At 31.0% G+C, this 20,782-nt stretch carries 19 protein-coding genes; 12 read left to right on the top strand and 7 right to left on the bottom strand.

Features of this window, described 5'->3' with window-relative positions; translation table 11 throughout:
• Window positions 1-158: 158 nt before the first annotated feature.
• Window positions 159-365, bottom strand: coding sequence for a hypothetical protein (locus FGK85_RS05800; protein ID WP_138204624.1), 207 nt, complete (start codon window positions 363-365; stop codon window positions 159-161).
• 365 nt (window positions 366-730) lie between these two features.
• Here FGK85_RS05800 and FGK85_RS05795 point away from each other — a divergent pair, with 365 nt between their 5' ends.
• The 4 genes from FGK85_RS05795 (at window position 731) to FGK85_RS05780 (ending at window position 5,442) form a co-directional block, all read left to right on the top strand.
• Entirely contained in the window at window positions 731-1,972 is a 1,242-nt protein-coding gene (locus tag FGK85_RS05795; protein WP_138204622.1) for a serine hydroxymethyltransferase, read from the top strand.
• Between the two features lie 507 nt (window positions 1,973-2,479).
• Complete coding sequence (locus FGK85_RS05790) at window positions 2,480-3,673, top strand: glycine C-acetyltransferase (RefSeq protein WP_138204620.1); 1,194 nt, start codon at window positions 2,480-2,482, stop codon at window positions 3,671-3,673.
• 226 nt (window positions 3,674-3,899) lie between these two features.
• Window positions 3,900-4,856, top strand: coding sequence for an L-threonine 3-dehydrogenase (locus FGK85_RS05785; protein ID WP_138204618.1), 957 nt, complete (start codon window positions 3,900-3,902; stop codon window positions 4,854-4,856).
• A gap of 148 nt (window positions 4,857-5,004) precedes the next feature.
• A complete protein-coding gene (locus FGK85_RS05780; RefSeq protein WP_138204616.1) occupies window positions 5,005-5,442 on the top strand; it encodes an ACT domain-containing protein in 438 nt (145 codons plus the stop codon).
• 95 nt (window positions 5,443-5,537) lie between these two features.
• On the opposite strand, the gene FGK85_RS05775 is transcribed toward FGK85_RS05780, so the two are convergent.
• Window positions 5,538-6,128, bottom strand: coding sequence for a hypothetical protein (locus FGK85_RS05775; RefSeq protein ID WP_138204615.1), 591 nt, complete (start codon window positions 6,126-6,128; stop codon window positions 5,538-5,540).
• Between the two features lie 314 nt (window positions 6,129-6,442).
• Between FGK85_RS05775 and FGK85_RS05770 the strand changes: the two genes are divergently transcribed.
• The 5 genes from FGK85_RS05770 (at window position 6,443) to FGK85_RS05745 (ending at window position 12,577) form a co-directional block, all read left to right on the top strand.
• Window positions 6,443-7,084, top strand: a complete 642-nt coding sequence (locus FGK85_RS05770; RefSeq protein ID WP_171011338.1) for a class II aldolase/adducin family protein — start codon at window positions 6,443-6,445, stop codon at window positions 7,082-7,084.
• 281 nt (window positions 7,085-7,365) lie between these two features.
• The gene (locus FGK85_RS05760; RefSeq protein WP_138204611.1) at window positions 7,366-8,538 is read left to right on the top strand and encodes a MalY/PatB family protein; all 1,173 of its coding nucleotides are present in this window, start codon (window positions 7,366-7,368) and stop codon (window positions 8,536-8,538) included.
• A gap of 526 nt (window positions 8,539-9,064) precedes the next feature.
• On the top strand, window positions 9,065-10,084 hold the full coding sequence (locus FGK85_RS05755; protein WP_138204609.1) for a LacI family DNA-binding transcriptional regulator: 1,020 nt from the start codon (window positions 9,065-9,067) through the stop codon (window positions 10,082-10,084).
• Between the two features lie 434 nt (window positions 10,085-10,518).
• Entirely contained in the window at window positions 10,519-11,208 is a 690-nt protein-coding gene (gene deoC / locus FGK85_RS05750; RefSeq protein ID WP_138204607.1) for a deoxyribose-phosphate aldolase, read from the top strand.
• Between the two features lie 64 nt (window positions 11,209-11,272).
• Window positions 11,273-12,577: a pyrimidine-nucleoside phosphorylase gene (locus FGK85_RS05745; RefSeq protein WP_138204605.1), complete on the top strand. Its 1,305-nt coding sequence runs from the start codon at window positions 11,273-11,275 to the stop codon at window positions 12,575-12,577.
• Between the two features lie 377 nt (window positions 12,578-12,954).
• On the opposite strand, the gene FGK85_RS05740 is transcribed toward FGK85_RS05745, so the two are convergent.
• On the bottom strand, window positions 12,955-13,173 hold the full coding sequence (locus FGK85_RS05740) for a hypothetical protein (RefSeq protein ID WP_138204603.1): 219 nt from the start codon (window positions 13,171-13,173) through the stop codon (window positions 12,955-12,957).
• A 436-nt stretch (window positions 13,174-13,609) separates the two neighbouring features.
• Between FGK85_RS05740 and FGK85_RS05735 the strand changes: the two genes are divergently transcribed.
• From FGK85_RS05735 to FGK85_RS05725, 3 genes are all read left to right on the top strand, one after another.
• On the top strand, window positions 13,610-13,876 hold the full coding sequence (locus FGK85_RS05735; protein WP_138204601.1) for a hypothetical protein: 267 nt from the start codon (window positions 13,610-13,612) through the stop codon (window positions 13,874-13,876).
• Between the two features lie 200 nt (window positions 13,877-14,076).
• The gene (locus tag FGK85_RS05730) at window positions 14,077-15,222 is read left to right on the top strand and encodes an amidohydrolase (protein WP_138204599.1); all 1,146 of its coding nucleotides are present in this window, start codon (window positions 14,077-14,079) and stop codon (window positions 15,220-15,222) included.
• Between the two features lie 311 nt (window positions 15,223-15,533).
• Entirely contained in the window at window positions 15,534-15,893 is a 360-nt protein-coding gene (locus FGK85_RS05725) for a hypothetical protein (RefSeq protein WP_138204597.1), read from the top strand.
• A gap of 284 nt (window positions 15,894-16,177) precedes the next feature.
• Here the strand turns inward: FGK85_RS05725 and gcvPB are convergent, their stop codons facing one another.
• The 4 genes from gcvPB to gcvT form a co-directional block, all read right to left on the bottom strand.
• Complete coding sequence (gene gcvPB, locus FGK85_RS05720; protein WP_138204596.1) at window positions 16,178-17,632, bottom strand: aminomethyl-transferring glycine dehydrogenase subunit GcvPB; 1,455 nt, start codon at window positions 17,630-17,632, stop codon at window positions 16,178-16,180.
• Between the two features lie 69 nt (window positions 17,633-17,701).
• Entirely contained in the window at window positions 17,702-19,051 is a 1,350-nt protein-coding gene (gene gcvPA, locus FGK85_RS05715) for an aminomethyl-transferring glycine dehydrogenase subunit GcvPA (RefSeq protein WP_138204595.1), read from the bottom strand.
• Between the two features lie 2 nt (window positions 19,052-19,053).
• Window positions 19,054-19,437, bottom strand: a complete 384-nt coding sequence (gcvH, locus tag FGK85_RS05710) for a glycine cleavage system protein GcvH (protein ID WP_138204594.1) — start codon at window positions 19,435-19,437, stop codon at window positions 19,054-19,056.
• Between the two features lie 230 nt (window positions 19,438-19,667).
• Window positions 19,668-20,771 (bottom strand): glycine cleavage system aminomethyltransferase GcvT, encoded by a 1,104-nt coding sequence (gcvT, locus tag FGK85_RS05705; protein WP_138204593.1) that lies wholly within the window; start codon window positions 20,769-20,771, stop codon window positions 19,668-19,670.
• Window positions 20,772-20,782: the final 11 nt, after the last annotated feature.

The raw sequence follows: 20,782 nt of genomic DNA, 5'->3' as shown, positions 1-20,782 counted from the left end.
TTGCATGCCACCATTCCTAAAACAATAATGTGCATATAAAAGCGTTAATATTACTACTATATTATAACCTAAATTTTAATTTAAAAGTAAATTTAAAATATTTTGCTTACATCCTGCTATACAAGAACATAGGGTTTTATGCAAAATTATATAAAATTTTACCTCATGTCCTGTTCTAGATATTTAAATACAACCTTTTCCACTTCATCTGCCTGATTATCAGTAATATTAAGAGTTTCTATGTACCCATCTAAAGCTTTAAGTTCTATAATGCCGTATTCTTCATTGGTTAGCAAGTCTGTACTTCTTTTAAATTCCAAAATTTTATAACCATCATTAATCATTTGTGAAATTTTATTATTCAATAGCACCGCCTCCAAAGATATGTATAATTTTCATTTAATGCTATTATTTACTTGTAGACATATAAATATACCTTAATATATAATTTTCATAAATTAATATAAATATGAATTATTTTCATGTAAGTCTTAAGAATACTAAACATATTATAAAATTTAGTGAAAATAAAACCTGCTAAAATAAGATACTAAATGAAAAACTGAGAAAAATAAGGTTATATGCATAAAATATTGCGATAATTAAGAAAAATGTAGAAAAACAAATAATTTTCTTAAAATTCAGCAAAGAATTAATTTTAAGAACGTAGTATAATTTTAATTGTAGAAATTTAATTTATTTTTATATTATTTTAGGGGAGGGAACCATAATGATAGATAAGCTAATATATGAACAAGACAACGAATTAGCACTATTAATGGAGAAAGAATTAGAAAGACAAAAGGGAAATATTGAACTTATAGCTTCAGAAAATATTGCAAGTCCAGCAGTTATAGAAGCTATGGGAAACCACCTAACAAATAAATATGCAGAAGGTTATCCAGGAAAAAGATATTACGGTGGATGTGAATTTGTAGATGAAATAGAAGACCTTGCAAGAGAAAGACTTAAGAAAGTATTTGGAGCAGAGCATGTAAATGTTCAGCCACACTCTGGAGCAAGCGCTAATATTGCTGCATATTTTGCTATTATCAAACCAGGAGATACAATATTAGGAATGAATTTATCTCATGGTGGACACTTAACTCATGGAAGTCCAGTTAATATATCAGGAAGTTATTTTAATGTAGTATCTTATGGAGTAGATCCAGATGATCAAAGAATAGATTATGAAGAAGTTAGAAGACTAGCTGTAGAACACAAACCAAAGGTTATTGTAGCAGGAGCTAGTGCTTACCCAAGAATAATCGATTTTGCTAAATTTAGAGAAATTGCAGATGAAGTTGGAGCATATTTAATGGTAGATATGGCTCATATAGCTGGTCTTGTAGCAGCTGGACTTCATCCAAATCCAGTAGAATATGCTGATATAGTAACTTCTACTACTCATAAAACATTAAGAGGACCAAGAGGAGGAATAATTCTTTGCAAAAAAGAACTTGCTAAAGCTATAGACAAGGCTATATTCCCAGGAACTCAAGGTGGTCCATTAATGCACATAATAGCTGCAAAAGCAGTATGCTTTAAGGAAGCTTTATCAGATGAATTCAAAGAATATCAAAAACAAGTAGTTAAAAATGCTAAAGCTTTAGCAGATGCTCTTGTAGATAGAGGATTCAACTTAGTTTCAGGCGGTACAGATAACCATTTAGTACTTGTAGACTTAAGAAACAAGAACATAACAGGAAAAGAAGCTCAAATATTATTAGATAAAATTCACATAACAGCAAACAAAAACTCAGTTCCTTTTGAAACTGAAAGTCCATTTGTAACTAGTGGAATAAGATTAGGCTCACCAGCTGTTACTACAAGAGGAATGAAAGAAGAAGACATGGTAGAAATAGCTGACATAATTGCTAAAGCAATAGAAAATAGAGAAGATTTAGAGCCATTAAATAAGAGAGTTGCAGCTTTATGCGAAAAATATCCACTATATGAAGGATTAAAATAATATAGAGTTTTAAATAAAAATATATGAATATTAGAAGTAGAGTTTTATATGTGCTCTACTTCTTTTTTATAATAAGGAGTATAATGAATGGTAATGATGCTAATTCAAATGGTAGAGAATAATTTAGTAAATGTAAAAATTTTAGAGTAAAGATAGTAAAAGATATACTATAATAAAGTTTTAAAAAGATATAATAGAAAAAATTACGAAATTCAATAAATTTTCTATTTGATTTATGCAAAATGTTTGGTAAAATAAATTTAAGAAAACAAAATTTAATATGTGTCTTTAAAAGAGAAACAATATATATTTTTTAGTGGGCAGAAAACGTTTTTAACAATATAAGTTTAAGAAATTACCTAGAGATTTCAACATTTATTTTACAGTTTAAATTCTACATTAAAAAGTTTATTCATCTGATGTAGAGCTTGAAATTTATATGCGAAAGTTGAGTTAAGGTAATAATTATTATTTAAATATAAATTAAATTTTAGGAGGTACGGCATTATGGGCAGTAAGTGTTTAGAAAAATTCTTAAAGGAAGGACTAGAGGATTTAAGAAGTAAGGGATTGTATAACCAAATAGAATCACTAGAAAGTCCAAATGGTCCAATAATAAAAATAAACGGTCACGATCTTATAAACTTGTCTTCTAACAACTATTTAGGATTTGCTACAAACAAAAGAATGATGGATGCTGCAAAAAAAGCTGTAGACAAATATGGAGTAGGAGCAGGTGCAGTTAGAACAATAAACGGTACTTTAGATATACATGATGAATTAGAAAGAAAAATTGCAGAGCTTAAAGATGCAGAAGCTGCTATAGCATTCCAATCAGGATTTAACTGTAATGCTGGAGCAATTCAAGCTATTATGGATAAACATGATGCTATATTATCAGATGAATTAAACCATGCTTCTATAATAGATGGATGCAGACTTTCTAAAGCTAAGATAATAAGAGTTAATCACTCTGACATGGAGGATTTAAGACAGAAAGCTAAGGAAGCTAAGGAAAGTGGATTATACAATAAGATAATGGTTATAACTGACGGTGTATTCTCTATGGACGGAGATATAGCTAAACTTCCTGAAATAGTAGAAATAGCAGAAGAATTTGACTTAATAACTTATGTTGATGATGCTCATGGTGAAGGTGTATTAGGAAAAGGTAAAGGTATAGTAAGTCACTTTGGACTTGAAGGAAAAGTAGATTTAGAAATAGGAACTTTATCAAAAGCATTAGGCGTTGTAGGCGGATGTGTAACAGGAAGTAAAGATTTAATTGATTGGTTAAAAGTAAGAGCAAGACCATTCTTATTCTCAACTTCATTAACTCCAGGAGCTGCAGCTGCTGTAATAGAAGCTATTAACATATTAATGGAAAGTTCAGAAGCAGTAGATAAGGTATGGAAAAATGGAGATTACCTAAAGAAAGGTTTAAAAGAATTAGGATTCAACATAGGCAATAGTGAAACACCAATAACTCCATGTATAATTGGAGATGAAAAAACAGCTCAAAAATTCAGTGCTAGATTAAGAGAAGAGGGAGTTTATGCTAAGTCAATAGTATTCCCAACAGTACCTCTTGGAACAGCTAGAGTTAGAAACATGCCAACAGCAGATCATACAAAGGAAATGCTTGACAAAGCACTAGAAGTATACGCAAAAGTTGGTAAGGAACTTGGAGTTATAAAATAAGAATTAAAAATTAAGAATTAAAGGATAAAACTCTTTTAGAGATATAAGATAATAATTGCGAATTGAAAATTAAGAATTGAAGGATAAAATTTCTTTGGGGTTTTTTAGAATAAGTTAAAGAAATTCCTCTGGAATTTTAACCTACATTTTAAATTCTAAATTTCACATTAAATATTATATTCTAAGTATTACATTAAATATTAAAATAAGTAAGGGGAGAAATCTAATGAAAAAAATATTAGTTACAGGATGCTTGGGACAAATAGGCTCAGAACTTACAATGAAATTAAGAAATACCTATGGAAATGACAATGTTGTAGCTACAGACATAAGAAAACTTGAAGGAAATGAAGTAATAGAATCAGGTCCATTTGAAATATTAGATGTTAATGATGGAAAAGCTATGGGTGAAATTGCAAAAAAATATAATGTTGACTCAGTAATTCACTTAGCAGCATTATTATCAGCAGTAGCAGAAGCAAAACCAGTACTTGCATGGAATATAAATATGGGTGGATTATTTAATGCACTAGAAGTTGCTAGAGAGTTAAATTGTTCATTCTTTACACCAAGTTCAATTGGTGCTTTTGGACCATCAACACCAAAAGATAAAACACCACAAGACACAATACAAAGACCACAAACTATGTATGGTGTAACAAAGGTTTCAGGAGAACTTTTATGTGACTACTACTTTAAGAGATTTGGAGTAGATACAAGAGGAGTTCGTTTCCCAGGACTAATATCATACAAAACATTACCAGGTGGAGGAACTACTGACTATGCAGTAGATATATACTACAAAGCTCTACAAGATAAAAAATATGCTTCATTTATAGGAGAAGGAACATACATGGACATGATGTATATACCAGATGCTCTTGATGCTATAGTTAACTTAATGGAAGCAGATGGATCAAAATTAAAGCATAGAAATGCATTTAACATAACAGCTATGAGCTTTGCACCAGAACATGTAGCAGCAGAAATAAAGAAACACATTCCAGAATTCCAAATGACTTACGATGTAGATCCTATTAGACAAGCAATAGCTAATTCATGGCCAAATTCTATAGATGATTCTGCAGCTCGTGAGGAATGGGGATTCAATCCAAAATATGATTTAGCGTCTATGACAACAGATATGTTAGAAAAATTAAGAGTTAAATTAAATATAAAATAATGAAAAATTTTAATTAAGTTACAAAAAGTACATTGCAGGATGAAAATCCATCAGCAATGTACTTTTTATTAACTTTATAAAATGCTATAATAATAAAATATAGATTTTTAAATGTCATTATGGTTATTTTATGAAGGGAGAGATTTAGTTGGGAAGTAAATATTTTATAATAGATGCAAAAGTTCTTCCAGAAGTATTTGCAAAGGTTGTTGAACTTAAAGAACTATTATATAGGGGCAAGGTAAAGGATATATCTGAAGGAGTAAAGGTAGTTGGCATAAGTAGAAGTACATATTATAAGTATAAAGATTTCGTTTTCTCTTTATCTGAAAGTGTAAAAGGACAAAAGGTTACTATTGGACTTTTGCTTGAAAACCAAAAGGGAACTCTTTCAGGAATACTTGATGAGATAGCAAGGCACAATGGAAATATACTAACTATAAATCAAGATATACCTATAAATAATGCTGCTAATGTAACTATAACTTTTAACATATCTGATATGGACGTGGAAATGAATAAGCTTTTAGAAGGAATAAATAGCTTGAAGAATGTAATAAAAGTAAGCTTAATAGCTATGGAATAAAAGGTACATGGAAAAACTTGAGGGTAAGTAAGAAAATGTGAATATGACAAAAAGACTGCTGAAGGTCAGCAGTCTTTTTTATAGAATTCTATATATTATTTTAAAATTTGTGAACCATTGGTACAATCGCCAGTGCATTGTACTTTATCTTGTCCTCTACCTTGCCCTTGCCCCTGGCCCATTCTGCCTTTACCTTGTTTCCCGCCTTGTCTTTTAGAAGGATCTTTTCTGCCATTTCTGTTATCTAATGTACAGTTTTTAGAGTTTTCTTTAATTCTAGTTTTAATTTTTTCCCCTTCTTCTTTAGTCAAAGTACCTTTAGCCACGCTTTCATCTATAGCTTTTGACTTGCTGTCTACTAGGGCTTTTTTTAGATCCTCTTCTGATAATCCTTTTTCTTTAGCAAAGTCTTTTAATGTTTTTCCTTCAGCTAAAGCCTTGTTTATTTCTTCGTCACTTACTTTTAATTTGTCTTTAATTACAGATGCCATAAAGTCGTATCCTTTTTTGCCTGTTATTCTGCGTAAACCTAGTCCTTTTTCATTATATGATCTTTGTGAGTTATTATTTTCAACTGCTGCAGGTTTTGAAGTATTTAAGTTATTTGCACTAGTGGCATATACTGTACTTCCTAGAGCTAACATAGTACACATAGATAGTGTTAATAATAAATTTTTCTTTTTCATATTGAAAACCTCCTGTTTTTTAGTTTATATCTATATATTAAAGTGTATCTGTGGTTAAAGTATGGGGTAATTGTGATAAAATTGTGAAAACAATAAAAGATTTAACAAAATTTATGTTAAAATAAATAGTAGATAGGTATAGTCCATTTTCTTGGAATTTGAAGATAAGTAATAGGTAAGAGGTAATAAGTAATAAGTAATAAGTGATAAGTAATAGGTAAGAGGTAATAAGTAATAAGTAATAAGTAATAAGTAATGGGTAATAGTTAAGGATATTTTTAAGATATTTCAACATTAGAGGGGTGAAAAAATTGTTGGAGGATTTAAAAAGAAAAGTTGTAGAGATAGCAAAAAAAGCAGAAAAAGATGGGTTTTGCAAATGTAAATCAGGCAATTTTAGTTTAAAGGATAAAGAAACAGGGTATATACTAATAACTCCCTCAGCGGTGTCAAGGGAGCTTTTAGAAGAAAAAGATATAATAGTTGTGAATGGAGAAGGAACAGTGATAGAAAACAAATCTACACATAAGCCCTCCACAGAAACTTTGATGCATTTAATGGCTTATAAAACAAGAGAGGATGTATTTGGGGTATGTCATACCCATGCACCATTTTCCACAGCTTTTGCAGTGCAAAAAAAGGAAATTAAACCAGTGGTATTAGAAGCTATGGCTTATGGGGAAAGGGTGCCAGTTGCTAAGTATGGAAGAACAGGTACTGAAGCCTTGGCTCAAAGTATAGTAGAACCTTTGAGGATTTCTAATGCATGTTTATTGGAAAGCCACGGTGCATTAACTGTTGGTAAGGATATAGACGAAGCTTTTTTAAATATGCAGTACATAGAAGAAGTGGCTAGAATAAATATTTATGCCATGGTAGTAGGAGGCGGAAAAGAAGCACCTGAATTTCCTAAAGAGGAATTTGAAGCTATAAGGAAAAGTGACTCTTCACATTAAAATAAAATTGAAAATTTAAAATGAAACTCTTTTAGAAGTTAACTATAATTTGGAGTTTGTAGATAAGTAATAGGTAATAAGTAAGAAGTAAGAAGTAATAGGTAAGAAGTAAGAGTTAAGGGTAAAACTCGAGGAGTTTTTTATAATTAATTTGTGGGTAACAGATAATAAGTAACAGATAATAAGTAACAGATAATAAGTAACAGATAATAAGTAACAGATAATAAGTAATAGATAAGTTAACAGCGGTGTTACAAATTTATTAGATAGGGGGATTGTAAATGTCATATGATTTTAATAAGGTAGTAGACAGATTTAATACAAAAAGTGTTAAGTGGGATCTACTAGAAGAAATTTATGGGGATAAAGACGTTATACCCATGTGGGTAGCAGACATGGACTTTGAAGTTCCAGAAGAGATAATAAGGGCTATAAAGAAAAGATTAAATCATGGGATATTTGGATATAGCCTTAGCGGGAAGGAATATAATGATGCAATAATTAATTGGATGAAACAGCGTCATCAGTGGAACATACAGGGTGAATGGATAAAATTTACTCCAGGGGTAGTGCCAGCACTAAATTTTATATTAAGGGCTTTTACAAAGCCAGGGGATCAAGTAATAATACAAACACCTGTATATCATCCTTTTGCTAGATCTATAAAGAATAATGGGTGCACAGTTGTAAAAAATCCTTTAAAATATGAGAACCTTACATATAAAATGGATTTAGAAGATTTAGAAAAGAAGATAACTAACAGAACTAAAATTTTAATTTTATGCAATCCTCACAATCCTGTAGGAAGAGTATGGAGTAAAGAGGAATTAACAGCTTTAGGAGAAATCTGCTTAAAACATGGGATATTAGTGGTATCTGATGAAATACATTTTGATCTTATATATAAAGAAAATAAACATACAGTATTTGCATCTATAAGTGAAGAATTTGCTCAAAACTCTATAACTTGTACAGCACCAAGTAAAACATTTAATATAGCTGGATTTCAAACATCAAATATAATAATACCTAATGATAAACTTAGAAATTTATTTAGTATAGAATTAGAGAATTTAGCCATAAATGGTCCTAATATTTTTGGTTGTGAGGCATTAATTGCTGCATATAATTCAGGCGCACAGTGGCTTGATGATCTTATAGATTATTTAAAAGGGAATTTAGATTTTCTAATTAGTTTTATAGAAAAAAGAATACCAAAAATTAAGGTGGTTAAGCCACAGGGCACATATTTAGTTTGGCTTGATTGTTCAGGATTAAACATGAATAGCGAAGAAATGAGAGAATTCTTTGTTAAAAAAGTAAAGCTAGGGCTAGATGATGGAATAATGTTTGGAGAAGAAGGAGAAAAGTTCCAAAGGGTAAATATAGCTTGCCCTAGAAGCACATTAAAAGAAGCTTTAGAAAGAATAGAAAAAGAGGTTAATAAACTATAATTATGAAAGAGCAATGAGTAAAGAATAAATATCAAAGAACAAATATCAAATATGAACTAGCAAATGTCAAAGAGCAGATAAAAAATAAAAATGTAAAAGTGGAACTTGTGGGGAAGATAAGAATTAAGTAAGAAGTAAGAGTAAGAAGTAATAAGTAAGAAGTGAGAGTTAAGGAGGATTTTCCTTCACTGCGTTACGGAAAATCTTTAATTAATTTAAAAAAACTCCTTGAGTTTTATCCTTACCTCTTACTTCTTACCTTTTAACTTTTACCTTACCTTTTCGATCTTGCAAATTCTAAATTAGAGTTAATTTATAAAAGTGCATCAGTTTAAATTTTGTATTTAAAAAATATTTATTTTTATCAATTATCATTGTTCAGCGATCATTGATAATTAAACATTGATAATTAATATTTTATGGTAGATTATAAAGTTAAGAATTACATAAAAATATGCTTGAAATTATAAAAAAAATAACGTATACTGAAGACATGAAAGCGGTAACATATTAAGGGGGATTTGAAATGGCAGTTACAATAAAGCATATAGCAGATAAGGCTGGAGTATCTTTGGCAACGGTTTCTAGAGTTTTAAACGATTCAGGTTATGTTAAGGAAGAAACTAGAAAAAAAGTAGTACAGGCAATAAAAGAACTTAATTATACACCAAGTGCTATAGCTAGAAGTTTGACAAAAAAGAAAACTAATGTAGTAGGCGTTGTAGTACCGGACATTAATAACCCTCACTTTGGAGAATTAATAAAGGGGATATCAAAAGTAGTAGATGCCGCTAATTTAAACATGATACTATGCGATACAGATGAGAGTACAGAAAAGGAATTGAAGGCTCTTCAGTTATTAAGAGAACAGAGAATAGAAGGAATAATTGTTTCACCTACCTCGAATGAAAATGATTTCAATAGTGAATGTTTAAATACTTTGGAAAATTTAGGAATACCCATTGTGCTTTTAGATGGAGATGTTAAATACTCCAATTTTAGTGGAGTGTTTGTGGACAATATAAAAGGTGCTTATGAAGGAATTATGGCACTGATAAAAGAAGGACATAGCAAAATAGCTATAATAACAGGTAGAATTAATTCTAAGCCAGCCAAAGACAGACTTATTGGATATAAAAAAGCTTTAGCTGCAAATAATATAGATATAAATGAAGAATATATTTTTTATGGAGATTATAAAGAAGAAAGTGGATATAAATTAACTCAAGAAATACTTAATATGAAAAATAGACCTACAGCTATTTTTACAAGCAATAATATGATGACATTAGGTTGTATAAAGGCTCTTAATGAGCATGGAATTAGCATACCAAGGGATATGTCAATTGTAGCTTTTGATGAGCTAAAGGTTTTAAATATTCTTGGAATGAATATAAGCTTTATTGCAACACCTACAGAAGAAATGGGTAGAACAGCCATGGAACTTCTTTTAGAAAATTTAAAAGACAAGGAAAAATCTCATGTTAATAGGATAACTATGCATCCTAAACTTTTACTTAAAGGATCAGAAAAATTTAAAAAATAAATATTATAGAATATGGCTAAGAATTTAATTAAGAATATAGCTAAGGAGTTAATTAAGAATACCTGGCTTTAACGTAAACAAGTTAACACAGAGATTATATATAATTTTTACGATTTACGTTTCTGTATAAAACATATAGAAGAAACAGAAACTAAGCGGAAGGATTTGAAATTTAAAACTAAAGATAAAATATATATGTTAAAAGAGCTTTTTAAAGGTAAATAACAATGCTTTAAAAGGTATTTATCCAGAGACGTACTGCCGTAACACTCCCACTTCTAACAAAGTGGGAGATAACGGCAGCTACGTCTCTGGATAACGATCTCTAACCTTTAGTTGGAGTAAAAACTCCATCTGAAGCTAAGAGCTCTGTTTATGAAACATATTAAATAAACTTTACCACATGAAATAAAATTTAAAAAGGAGAGATAAGAATGAAAATACAACAGTACATCGACCACACATTACTAAAACCAGAAGCTACAGAGGAACAAGTTATTAAAATATGTAAAGAGGCTAGAGAATATAATTTTGCATCTGTATGTGTAAACCCTTACTATGCTTCATTAGTAACTAAAGAATTAGAAGGAACAGAAGTAAAAACTTGCGTTGTAATAGGTTTTCCTTTAGGAGCTAATACTAAAGAAGTTAAAGCTTTTGAAACAGAGCAAGCTATAAAAGATGGTGCTAAAGAAGTAGATATGGTTATAAATGTTGGAGCTTTAAAAGATAAGAAATACGATGTAGTAAAAGAAGATATAAAAGCTGTAGTAGAAGCAGCAAAGGGAAAAGCTCTTGTAAAAGTTATAATAGAAACTTGTCTTTTAAATGAAGAAGAAAAGGTAAAAGCATGTGAAATTTCAAAAGAAGCAGGAGCAGACTTTGTAAAAACTTCTACAGGATTTTCAACAGGTGGAGCTACTAAAGAAGATATAGCTCTTATGAGAAAAGTTGTAGGAGAAGAATTAGGAGTAAAAGCATCAGGCGGAATAAGAGATTATAAAGCTTGTATGGATATGATTAATGCTGGTGCTAGCAGAATAGGAGCTAGTGCAGGTATAAAGATAGTACAGCAGGCTGAAAGTGGAGATATGGAAGAAACTAAGGGAGCTGGTCTTTACTAATAAATATAAATAAATACACAAAATTAATTGATAAATAGTGTTTTGTGAAGGGAGCTTAAAAAATATGAGAATGTACGATTTGATAATTAAAAAAAGAAATGGTGAAGAACTTACAACTGAAGAAATAAACTTTTTTGTAGATAATTATACTAAAGGTAATATTCCAGATTATCAAGTATCAGCTCTTTTAATGGCTATATTTTTCCAAAAGATGAACGCTAGAGAAACAGCAGATTTAACTATGGCCATGGTACATTCAGGAGATATGCTAGATTTGTCTAAAATAGAAGGTATAAAGGTAGATAAACACAGTACAGGAGGAGTTGGAGATACTACAACTTTAGTGTTAACTCCAATGGTTGCCGCACTTGGAATTCCAGTTGCTAAAATGTCTGGTAGAGGATTAGGTCATACGGGTGGAACTATAGATAAATTAGAGTCTTTCCATGGATTCTCAGTGGAGATAAGCGAAGAGCAGTTTATAAACAATGTAAATACTATAAAAATAGCAGTTAATGGTCAAACACCAGATTTAGCACCAGCAGATAAAAAATTATATGCTTTAAGAGACGTAACAGGAACAGTAGATAACTTATCTCTTATATCTTCAAGTATAATGAGTAAAAAGATAGCTTCTGGAGCTGATGCTATTGTTTTAGATGTCAAGGTTGGCGATGGAGCTTTCATGAAGACTTTTGAAGACGCTAAAGCACTTGGAACAGCTATGGTTAACATAGGTAAAAATGTTGGAAGAAACACTGTAGCAGTAATATCTGACATGGATCAACCACTAGGATTTGCTATAGGAAATGCTTTAGAAGTTAAGGAAGCTATAGATACATTAAAAGGAAATGGTCCAAAAGATTTATTAGAACTTTGCTTAACTTTAGGAAGCAACATGGTAGTTTTAGCTAAGAAAGCTTCAACTGTGGAAGAAGCTAAAGAAATGCTTTTAGGAACAATAAAAGATGGATCAGCTTTAGCTAAGTTTAAAGAATTTATAAAAGCTCAAGGTGGAAATGTAGAGCAAGTGGAAGATACAGATAAGCTTGCAAAGGCTAAATATATAGTTCCAGTTAAGAGTCCAAAGGCAGGTTACATAAGTAAGATACATGCTCAAAACATAGGATTAGTTGCTATGGAATTAGGAGCAGGCAGAGCTACTAAGGAAGACGTAATTGACTTAGCAGTAGGTATAGTATTAGATAAGAAAAGAGGAGAAAAAGTAGCTGCGGGAGATGTAATAGCTTATGTTCATGCTAATGATGAAAAGAAGGCAGAAAAAGCAGTTAATGATATTCTAAATAACTATGAAATAACAGAAGAATACAAAAACGAAATACCACTTGTTTATGATGTTATAAGATAGGAAAATTATTTAGGTACTAGGTACTAGGTACTAGGTGCTAGGGGGGATGTGAAAACTTCTTAACGGTTCTTTAAATGGAGAAATAAAGAAGTTCTAAGGCTAGTTCAATAGTCCTAAATTTCACATTTATCACTACATTAAAAGCAGATTTTTAAGTTCATACGTACCTTACTTATGGAGGGAGACGGGCTACTAAAGGAAGATTTTCCTCCATTATGTTACGGAAAATTTTCAATTAAATAAAAGGTATAGCAAGAAAATCTATAACTATTTCATTAATGAGATAGTTATAGATTTTTTTATTTAAGTGCTTTGAAAATTTTTTTGCCGGTAGCCAGCTTAATATATGGATTTAGCTAAGAGCTCAATTTTACTATTTAGTGTAAATCTTTATTTGTTTTATCAATTTTGCAGTATCCTTTGTAAATAAGAAATCCTGAAAAACTTAATTCAAGTAGAACTATAATCTTTATTAATGGATGAATATTTGCAAATGCGTTCTCTATCCCAACCCCAGGTAATGATTGAATAAATAAGATTGCAATAATTAATTGAGTAAAAGTAATAAATAGCAAATAACTTCCCAATTTAAACATTTCTAATTTCCACCCCCTTAAATTGTTAAATTTCACAATTCTTTAATAAATTATAATTAGTCTATGGTCTAATTATAACATTAATTTCAATAAATAGTTTTTTTTACTTAAGCTATTTAAAAATTTTCATGACCATATCCAACGTATATTTTCTAATAAATATAAATCTCTATCCCTCAATCCTAAAATTTTAAGCACCTATCACCTAGTACCTAGTAGGTACCTAGCACATATTATCTACCCCAAATAACTATTAAAAGGCTGTAGCAAATTTTACAAATAATGTAGTATAATAAAAATAATATATAAAGAGAAGTTCATTGTGTGAAATTAACAAATTATTAATACTTTATTATAGGTTAAAATATACTTCATAATAAAGTTCTATGTTATAATACATATAAATAATTATAAATATAGTTAGGAGAGGATTTATATGAATTCTAATAAATTTAGTGATTTGATAAAATCTATATTATACATTGTGATATTTGTTATGGTGCTGGCTGTGACTATAAAACTTGCTATAGGAATATTTAAGATAGGAGCAATTATTCTTTTGGTATGGCTTGCATATAGGGGAATTGTGAATTTGGTAAATTATTTAAAGAACAAGAAAAAAGATTTAGAATATAAGAAAAAAGGGTACACTGTTAATGATGATGGAATAGTTGATGTGGACTATGAGGATGTGGAGAAATAGACTAGCTTATAGTGCTAGTGCACTAGAGTGTAGAGTGTCAGTGGCTAGTTGGCTAGTGAGAATTTAGGTTTACATTTTTATTTTATAAATGTGAAAGCTGAATCAGGTATGTATAGTTTTGAGGTTTAATTAAGTAATTGGGCTGCAGCTCACTGTATGTGATATAATAAGATTAATGAAAATGGTTTGGGGGGATTAAAATGACATTAATTAAAAATGGAAAAATTTTAACTATGGCTGGTGAAGTTATAGATAATGGGGAAATATTAATACAAGGTAATAAAATTGTAAAAGTAGGTAAAAATATAGATATACCTCAAAATTGTAAGGTAGTAGATGCAGAAGGCGGATACGTGACTCCAGGGTTTATTGATGCTCATTGTCATATAGGTTTATTTGAGCAAGATATGGGTTTTGAAGGTGATGATGGCAATGAAATCACAGATCCAACTACACCACAGTTAAGAGCTATCGATGCTATAAATCCTATGGATTCAGCTTTTAAAGAAGCTTATGAAAATGGGGTAACTTGTGCTTGTACAGGACCAGGTAGCGCAAATGTATTAGGTGGAACCTTTGCTATAATTAAGACTAAGGGAATTAGAATAGACAATATGATAGTAAAAGAAAATGCAGCTATGAAATGTGCCTTTGGAGAAAATCCAAAGAGATGCTATGATGCTAAAAAGCAATCTCCATCCACTAGAATGGCTACAGCGGCTATATTAAGGGAAACTCTTATGAAAGCTAAAGACTATTTGGATAAAAAAGAAAATAGTGAAAACAAGCCAGCTTTTGATATGAAAATGGAAGCCTTAATACCTGTGCTTAAAAAGGAGATACCATTAAAGGCACATGCACACAGAGCTGATGATATATTTACTGCTATAAGAATAGCTAAGGAATTTGATGTGAATTTAACCTTAGATCACTGTACTGAAGGACATTTAATAGCAGATGAATTGGCTAAGGAAAATTTTAATGCTATAGTTGGACCTACTTTTGGATTTAGAACTAAGGTGGAATTAAAAAATAAAACTTTTGAAACACTAAAAATTTTAAATGATGCTGGAGTTAAGTTTGCAATTATGACAGATCACCCTGTTATACCACTTCAGAATTTACCTCTTTGTGCAGCGCTAGGAGTTAAAGCTGGATTAGATGAGGAAACTGCATTAAAAGCTATTACTATAAATGCAGCAGAAATACTAGGTATACAAGATAGGGTTGGTTCCATAGAAGAGGGAAAAGATGCGGATATAGCTATATTTGATAAGCATCCTTTTGATTTGCAAGCATCTACAAAATATGTATTCATAGATGGAGAAATGGTATACAGAAAATAATAGTTATGATTAAGTAAAAGAAACTAAGCAAAATGAAAAGACTCTTAGTTGAGTATACGGAAAATAATAGCTATGATTAACCCACAATAAGGTATAATGTGATGGAATTATGGAATTTCTAAAATTAAATTTAAATAGTTTCTTTACTTCTTATGCAAGTCATTACAGAGAAATTTCATAATTCAGGTAATATAATGTTTTTGTAGGATAATCATAGTTATATAAATGAAATACATGGATATGGGCAGTGGTAAAGGTATAGGGATTACAAAAATAACTATGGTATAAAAAATACTTACCGGAGTGATGTTATGAAGATAGGTAAAATACTAAAGGGTACAGGAAGAGTGCTAGGTACGGTGGCGGAATATAATATAAAGATAACTGGAGAAGTAATTGGGGCAATAGCAGATATTGCAGATAAACCTAACTTTGCCAAGGGAAGTAGGGACTTTACCAAGGCGTTGGGAAACATAGTAGGAGAGACTTCTAGAAAAGCTTCAGACATTACAGGTGATGCAGTAGATAAGGCAATAGACATAGGTGCTAGTGCTATTAAAAGAATTGAGGGCGTTGTAGTAAAAGAGAATATAATAGAAATAAATGAAAAAGGCGAAATTAGAAATATAAAATATATAAAAGATGTGGATTACCAAGTCATTGAGGAATAAAATAAATAAACGTTCTTAATTTAAAATTTAGAATGTAAATATAAATTTGTAGGATAGGTAAAAAGTAAAAGTAAAAAGTAAAAAGTAAAAAGTAAAAAGTAAAAAGTAAGAAGTAAGAGTTACAGAGGGGAACATCCCCATTAACTCTTACTTTTTAATTCTTACTCTTATTTAATTCTCAATTGTCCATTGACAATTTGTGTTTACTCAACAAATTCTTATTTCCCATTTTGATTTTATAACTGAGAAATTTGAATTACCTAACTTATACTGAAGTAAGATATCTATTTATCTTCCCATTTTAAAATTAAGCTTCTAGCAGCTTTAACTTCATCTAGTCTCTTTAAAGGTGTAGTTGAAGGTGCAGAGTGAAGAATTTCGGCATCTTTTTTTGCTTCCTCACTTATACTAATCATAGAATCAGCAAAGCCATCTAGAGTTTCTAAACTTTCTGATTCAGTAGGTTCAATCATTATTGCAGAATCTACTATAAGAGGGAAGTATATAGTTGGTGGATGATATCCGTAGTCTAAAAGACGTTTTGCCACATCTAAGGTAGCAACGCCATTAGGTTCTTTTAAGCCAGCTAGTACAAATTCATGTTTACAAATGCCGTCATAAGGAAGATTATAATGATCCTTAAGTTTCTTTTGTAAGTAGTTGGCATTAAGTACTGCAGTTTCGCTAGATTTTCTTAAGCCTTCTGCGCCCATGGATAAAATATATGCATAGGATTTTACCATAACACCAAAGTTGCCATAGAAACTTTTTACTTTCCCTATAGAATCTTCTTTATCATAGTTTAAAACAAAGCTATTTTCAGTTTTTTCTACTACTGGAACTGGCACAAATGGTATTAAGTGCTTTTTCACGCCTACAGGACCACTACCAGGGCCGCCGCCGCCGTGAGGAGCTGCAAAGGTTTTGTGTAGATTTAAGTGAACCACGTCAAAGCCCATATCCCCAGGTCTGGATTTACCCATGACAGCATTTAAATTTGCTCCATCGTAGTATACAAGTCCACCAGCTTCATGCACCAATGAAGAAATTAATTTTATATTAGGGTCAAATATGCCTAAAGTATTTGGATTTGTAAGCATTAAACCTGCTATTTCATCATTTAATACAGATTTTAAGCTTTCAATATCTACTCCACCATTTTTATTAGACTTAACTTCTACTATTTCAAACCCAGCCACATTGGCGCTGGCAGGGTTAGTTCCATGGGCAGAATCAGGAACTATAATTTTATTTCTCTTCTTATCTCCTCTTTTGTCATGATAAGCTTTTATTATCATAAGGCCTGTAAGCTCACCATGAGCACCGGCAGCAGGTTGAAGAGATACATAATCCATGCCAGTAATCTCACTTAATTTACAATTCAAATCATACATTATTTCTAAAGCACCTTGAACTGTTTCTTCATCTTGATATGGATGAATGTTTTGAAGGGTATCTAATGCAGCCATATCTTCATTTATTTTAGGATTGTATTTCATAGTACAAGAACCTAAAGGATAAAATCCTGAATCCACTCCAAAGTTTTTGGTACTTAAAAGAGTAAAATGTCTTACCACTTCATTTTCACTAACTTCAGGTAGTGCAGCAGCTTCTTCCCTTAAAAGCTCCTTAGGAATTATAGTATCTATAGATACATCTTCTACATCACATTTAGGTAGAGAATAACCAACTCTTCCTTCTTTAGAAATTTCAAAAATTAATTTATCATAACTTAACATTTTATGCCCGTTGCCAAAAACTTACAAAATTCTATATAATAGATATTTTTATAGAATTTATTAAAGTTTTTACAACAGTTCACCTCCCTCTATAAGCTTTGCAAAATAATCAATTTCCTCTTTGGTTCGTTTTTCAGTTACGCAAAAAAGAATTTGATTTTTGCAAAGAGGGTAGGATTTTTCTAAAGCATATCCTCCGGTAATTCCGTATTTAATCAATTCTTTATTTAGGATAGATACATCCATGTCTGTTTCTAATACAAATTCTCTAAAGAAAGGTTTATTCCATACAGGTCTAAACTTTCCAGTGGATATGAATTTATTGTAAGCATAGTAAGCTTTTTTAGTACATTGATTTGCCACTTCTTTTATACCACTTTTACCTAAGGTAGAAAGGTATATGGTAGCAGTTAAAGCATTGAGAGCTTGATTTGAGCAAATGTTTGATGTAGCCTTTTCTCTTCTTATATGCTGTTCTCTTGCTTGAAGAGTTAAGACAAAAGCTCTTTTTCCATGGGCATCTTCAGTTTGTCCTACAATTCTTCCAGGCATTTTGCGCATAAGTTTTTTAGTAACAGCCATGAAACCAAGATATGGACCACCAAAGCTTAAAGGGTTTCCAAGAACTTGTCCTTCACCTATAGCTATATCTGCACCATATTCCTTTGGAGTCTTTAGTATGCCTAGGGAAATTGGATCCACATTCATTATAAATAATGCTTTATTGTCATGAGCTATTTTAGAAACTTCACTGTAATCTTCTACTACTCCAAAGAAGTTAGGATTTTGAACTACTACTCCAAGAGTATCTTTATTTACCTTGGATTTTAGAAGTTCCATGTCCGTGCATCCATCTTTAAAGTCTATTTCTATAACTTCAACATTTTTAAATCTCATATAGGTTTTTACTACTCTTCTTACTTCAGGATGAACAGTTTTGGATATAACTATTGAATTTCCCTTACAGTTGTCCAAAGCCATATTACATGCTTCAGCAGTGGCAGAAGCACCGTCATACATAGAGGCATTGGAAACATCCATACCTGTAAGATTACATATCATAGTTTGATATTCAAAAATAGCTTGCAAAGTTCCCTGACTTATTTCTGGCTGATATGGAGTGTATGCAGTATAAAACTCGCTTCTTGAAGTAATATGATGTATAATAGAAGGTATAAAATGGTCGTAAGCTCCGGCTCCAAGGAAGCATATGCTGTCTTCTGTGGAGATATTTTTATTTGCTGTGTGTGTGATTTTGGTGCTTACTTCCATTTCACTTAAAGGTTCATTTATATTTAGTCTATTCTTTAGTCTTAAATCCTCAGGAATATCACTAAATAAATCATCTACCTTCTCTAATCCTAAATAATCTAATATTTTCTTCTCATCTTCCGCTGTGTTTGGAATGTATGGAAACATTTTTATGCCTCCTTAGAACAGAATTCTTGGTACTCTTGGGCACTCATTAAATCCTTTATTTGATCTTTGTTTAAAATTTCAACTTTTGCAATCCAGCTATTGAAAGGATCATTATTAACTAATTCCACTTCGTCGTCTAAAGCTTCATTTACTTCTATAACTTTACCATCTATTGGCATATAAACATCAGATGCAGCTTTAACTGACTCTACAACGCTTAGAGCATCTCCTTCAAGAATTTCATCATCCACTTCTGGAAGTTCTACATAAACAATATCTCCAAGGGCATCTTGAGCATAGTCTGTAATTCCTATGTAAGCAGTATCTCCATCTAATTTTACCCATTCATGCTCTTTAGAATAATATAAGCCATCTATAACTTTCATATTTAAAAACCTCCTAAGTTTTATTTTAAAATTTATTTTAGCTATAATTTATTATTTTGTTATAAATATTAACTTAAAGTCATTAACTACAATTTCAACTTTCGCACGTAAATTTTACAATTTCATTTTATAACTGTGAAAGTTAAGTTAAAATGCTATTTTCAATAAATTTAATTTTAAAATTGTAACTATTTTTATGATTTTTTATAGATTAATTTTATAAATTACTTTTATTTTTTATAATTTCTCTTGTAGAAACTCTTTTTTATTATTGTGGCAGGTTGTACATTTTTTCTTATTTTTATTTCTATTTCTGAATCTAAAGCTGAATACTCAGCATCAATAAGGGCTAGTCCTATGGTTTTCTTTAGACTTGGGGAAGAATAACCTGTTGTAACAAAGCCTATTTTAGTATCGCCTTTGTACACTTCATATCCGTGTCTTGGTATACCTTTTTCCATTTGGAAGGCTACTATTTTCTTCTTTAGTCCTTCTGCCTTTTGTTTAACTAAAGCATCTTTTCCAATGAAATGGTTTTTATCAAGCTTAACAAAGAAACCTAATCCAGCTTCTAGTGGAGTTATTTCGTCTGAAAGCTCATTGCCGTATAATGGAAGATTAGCTTCAAATCTTAAGGTATCTCTAGCGCCTAAGGCTGCTGGTTTTAGACCTTTATCCTTTCCATAAGCTAAAATACTATTCCATACTTTTTCAATTTCTTCTGCAGGGGAGAAAATTTCAAAACCATCTTCACCAGTGTAGCCTGTTCTTGAAACTAGGCATTTAACACCATCAATGATAACTTCTCTATGGCAGTAGAAAAATTTAATAGATTCTAAATCTGTATCTGTCAATCCAGCAAGTATTTCTTGAGCCCTTGGACCTTGTAAGGCAACTTGACCTACTTTATTTGATATATTGTCTATGGTTACATTGAAATCATTAGAATTATCCAATAACCACTTAACATCTTTATCAGTATTAGCAGCATTTATTACTAAAAAGAAATGCTCATCATTAAATTTGTAAACTAAAATATCATCTACTACACCACCAGTTGGATGGCACATAAGAGTGTATAAAGCTTGATTTTTTTCTAATTTAGAAGCATCGTTTGTAATTATATGTTGAATAAAGGAAAGGGCGTCTTTGCCTTTTACATCCACCTCTCCCATGTGTGAAACATCGAATAAGCCAGCAGCATTTCTAACTGATTCATGCTCTTGAATGATTCCTTCGTACTGAATAGGTAATTCCCAACCAGCAAAATCCACCATTTTTCCGCCTAGTTTAATATGGGCATCAAATAGGGGTGTTCTTTTTAAAGTTTCCATAATTGTCCTCC

The organism is Haloimpatiens lingqiaonensis, from assembly GCF_901447495.1.
Classification (GTDB): domain Bacteria; phylum Bacillota; class Clostridia; order Clostridiales; family Clostridiaceae; genus Haloimpatiens; species Haloimpatiens lingqiaonensis.
This window is presented reverse-complemented; position numbering and strand designations above follow the sequence as displayed.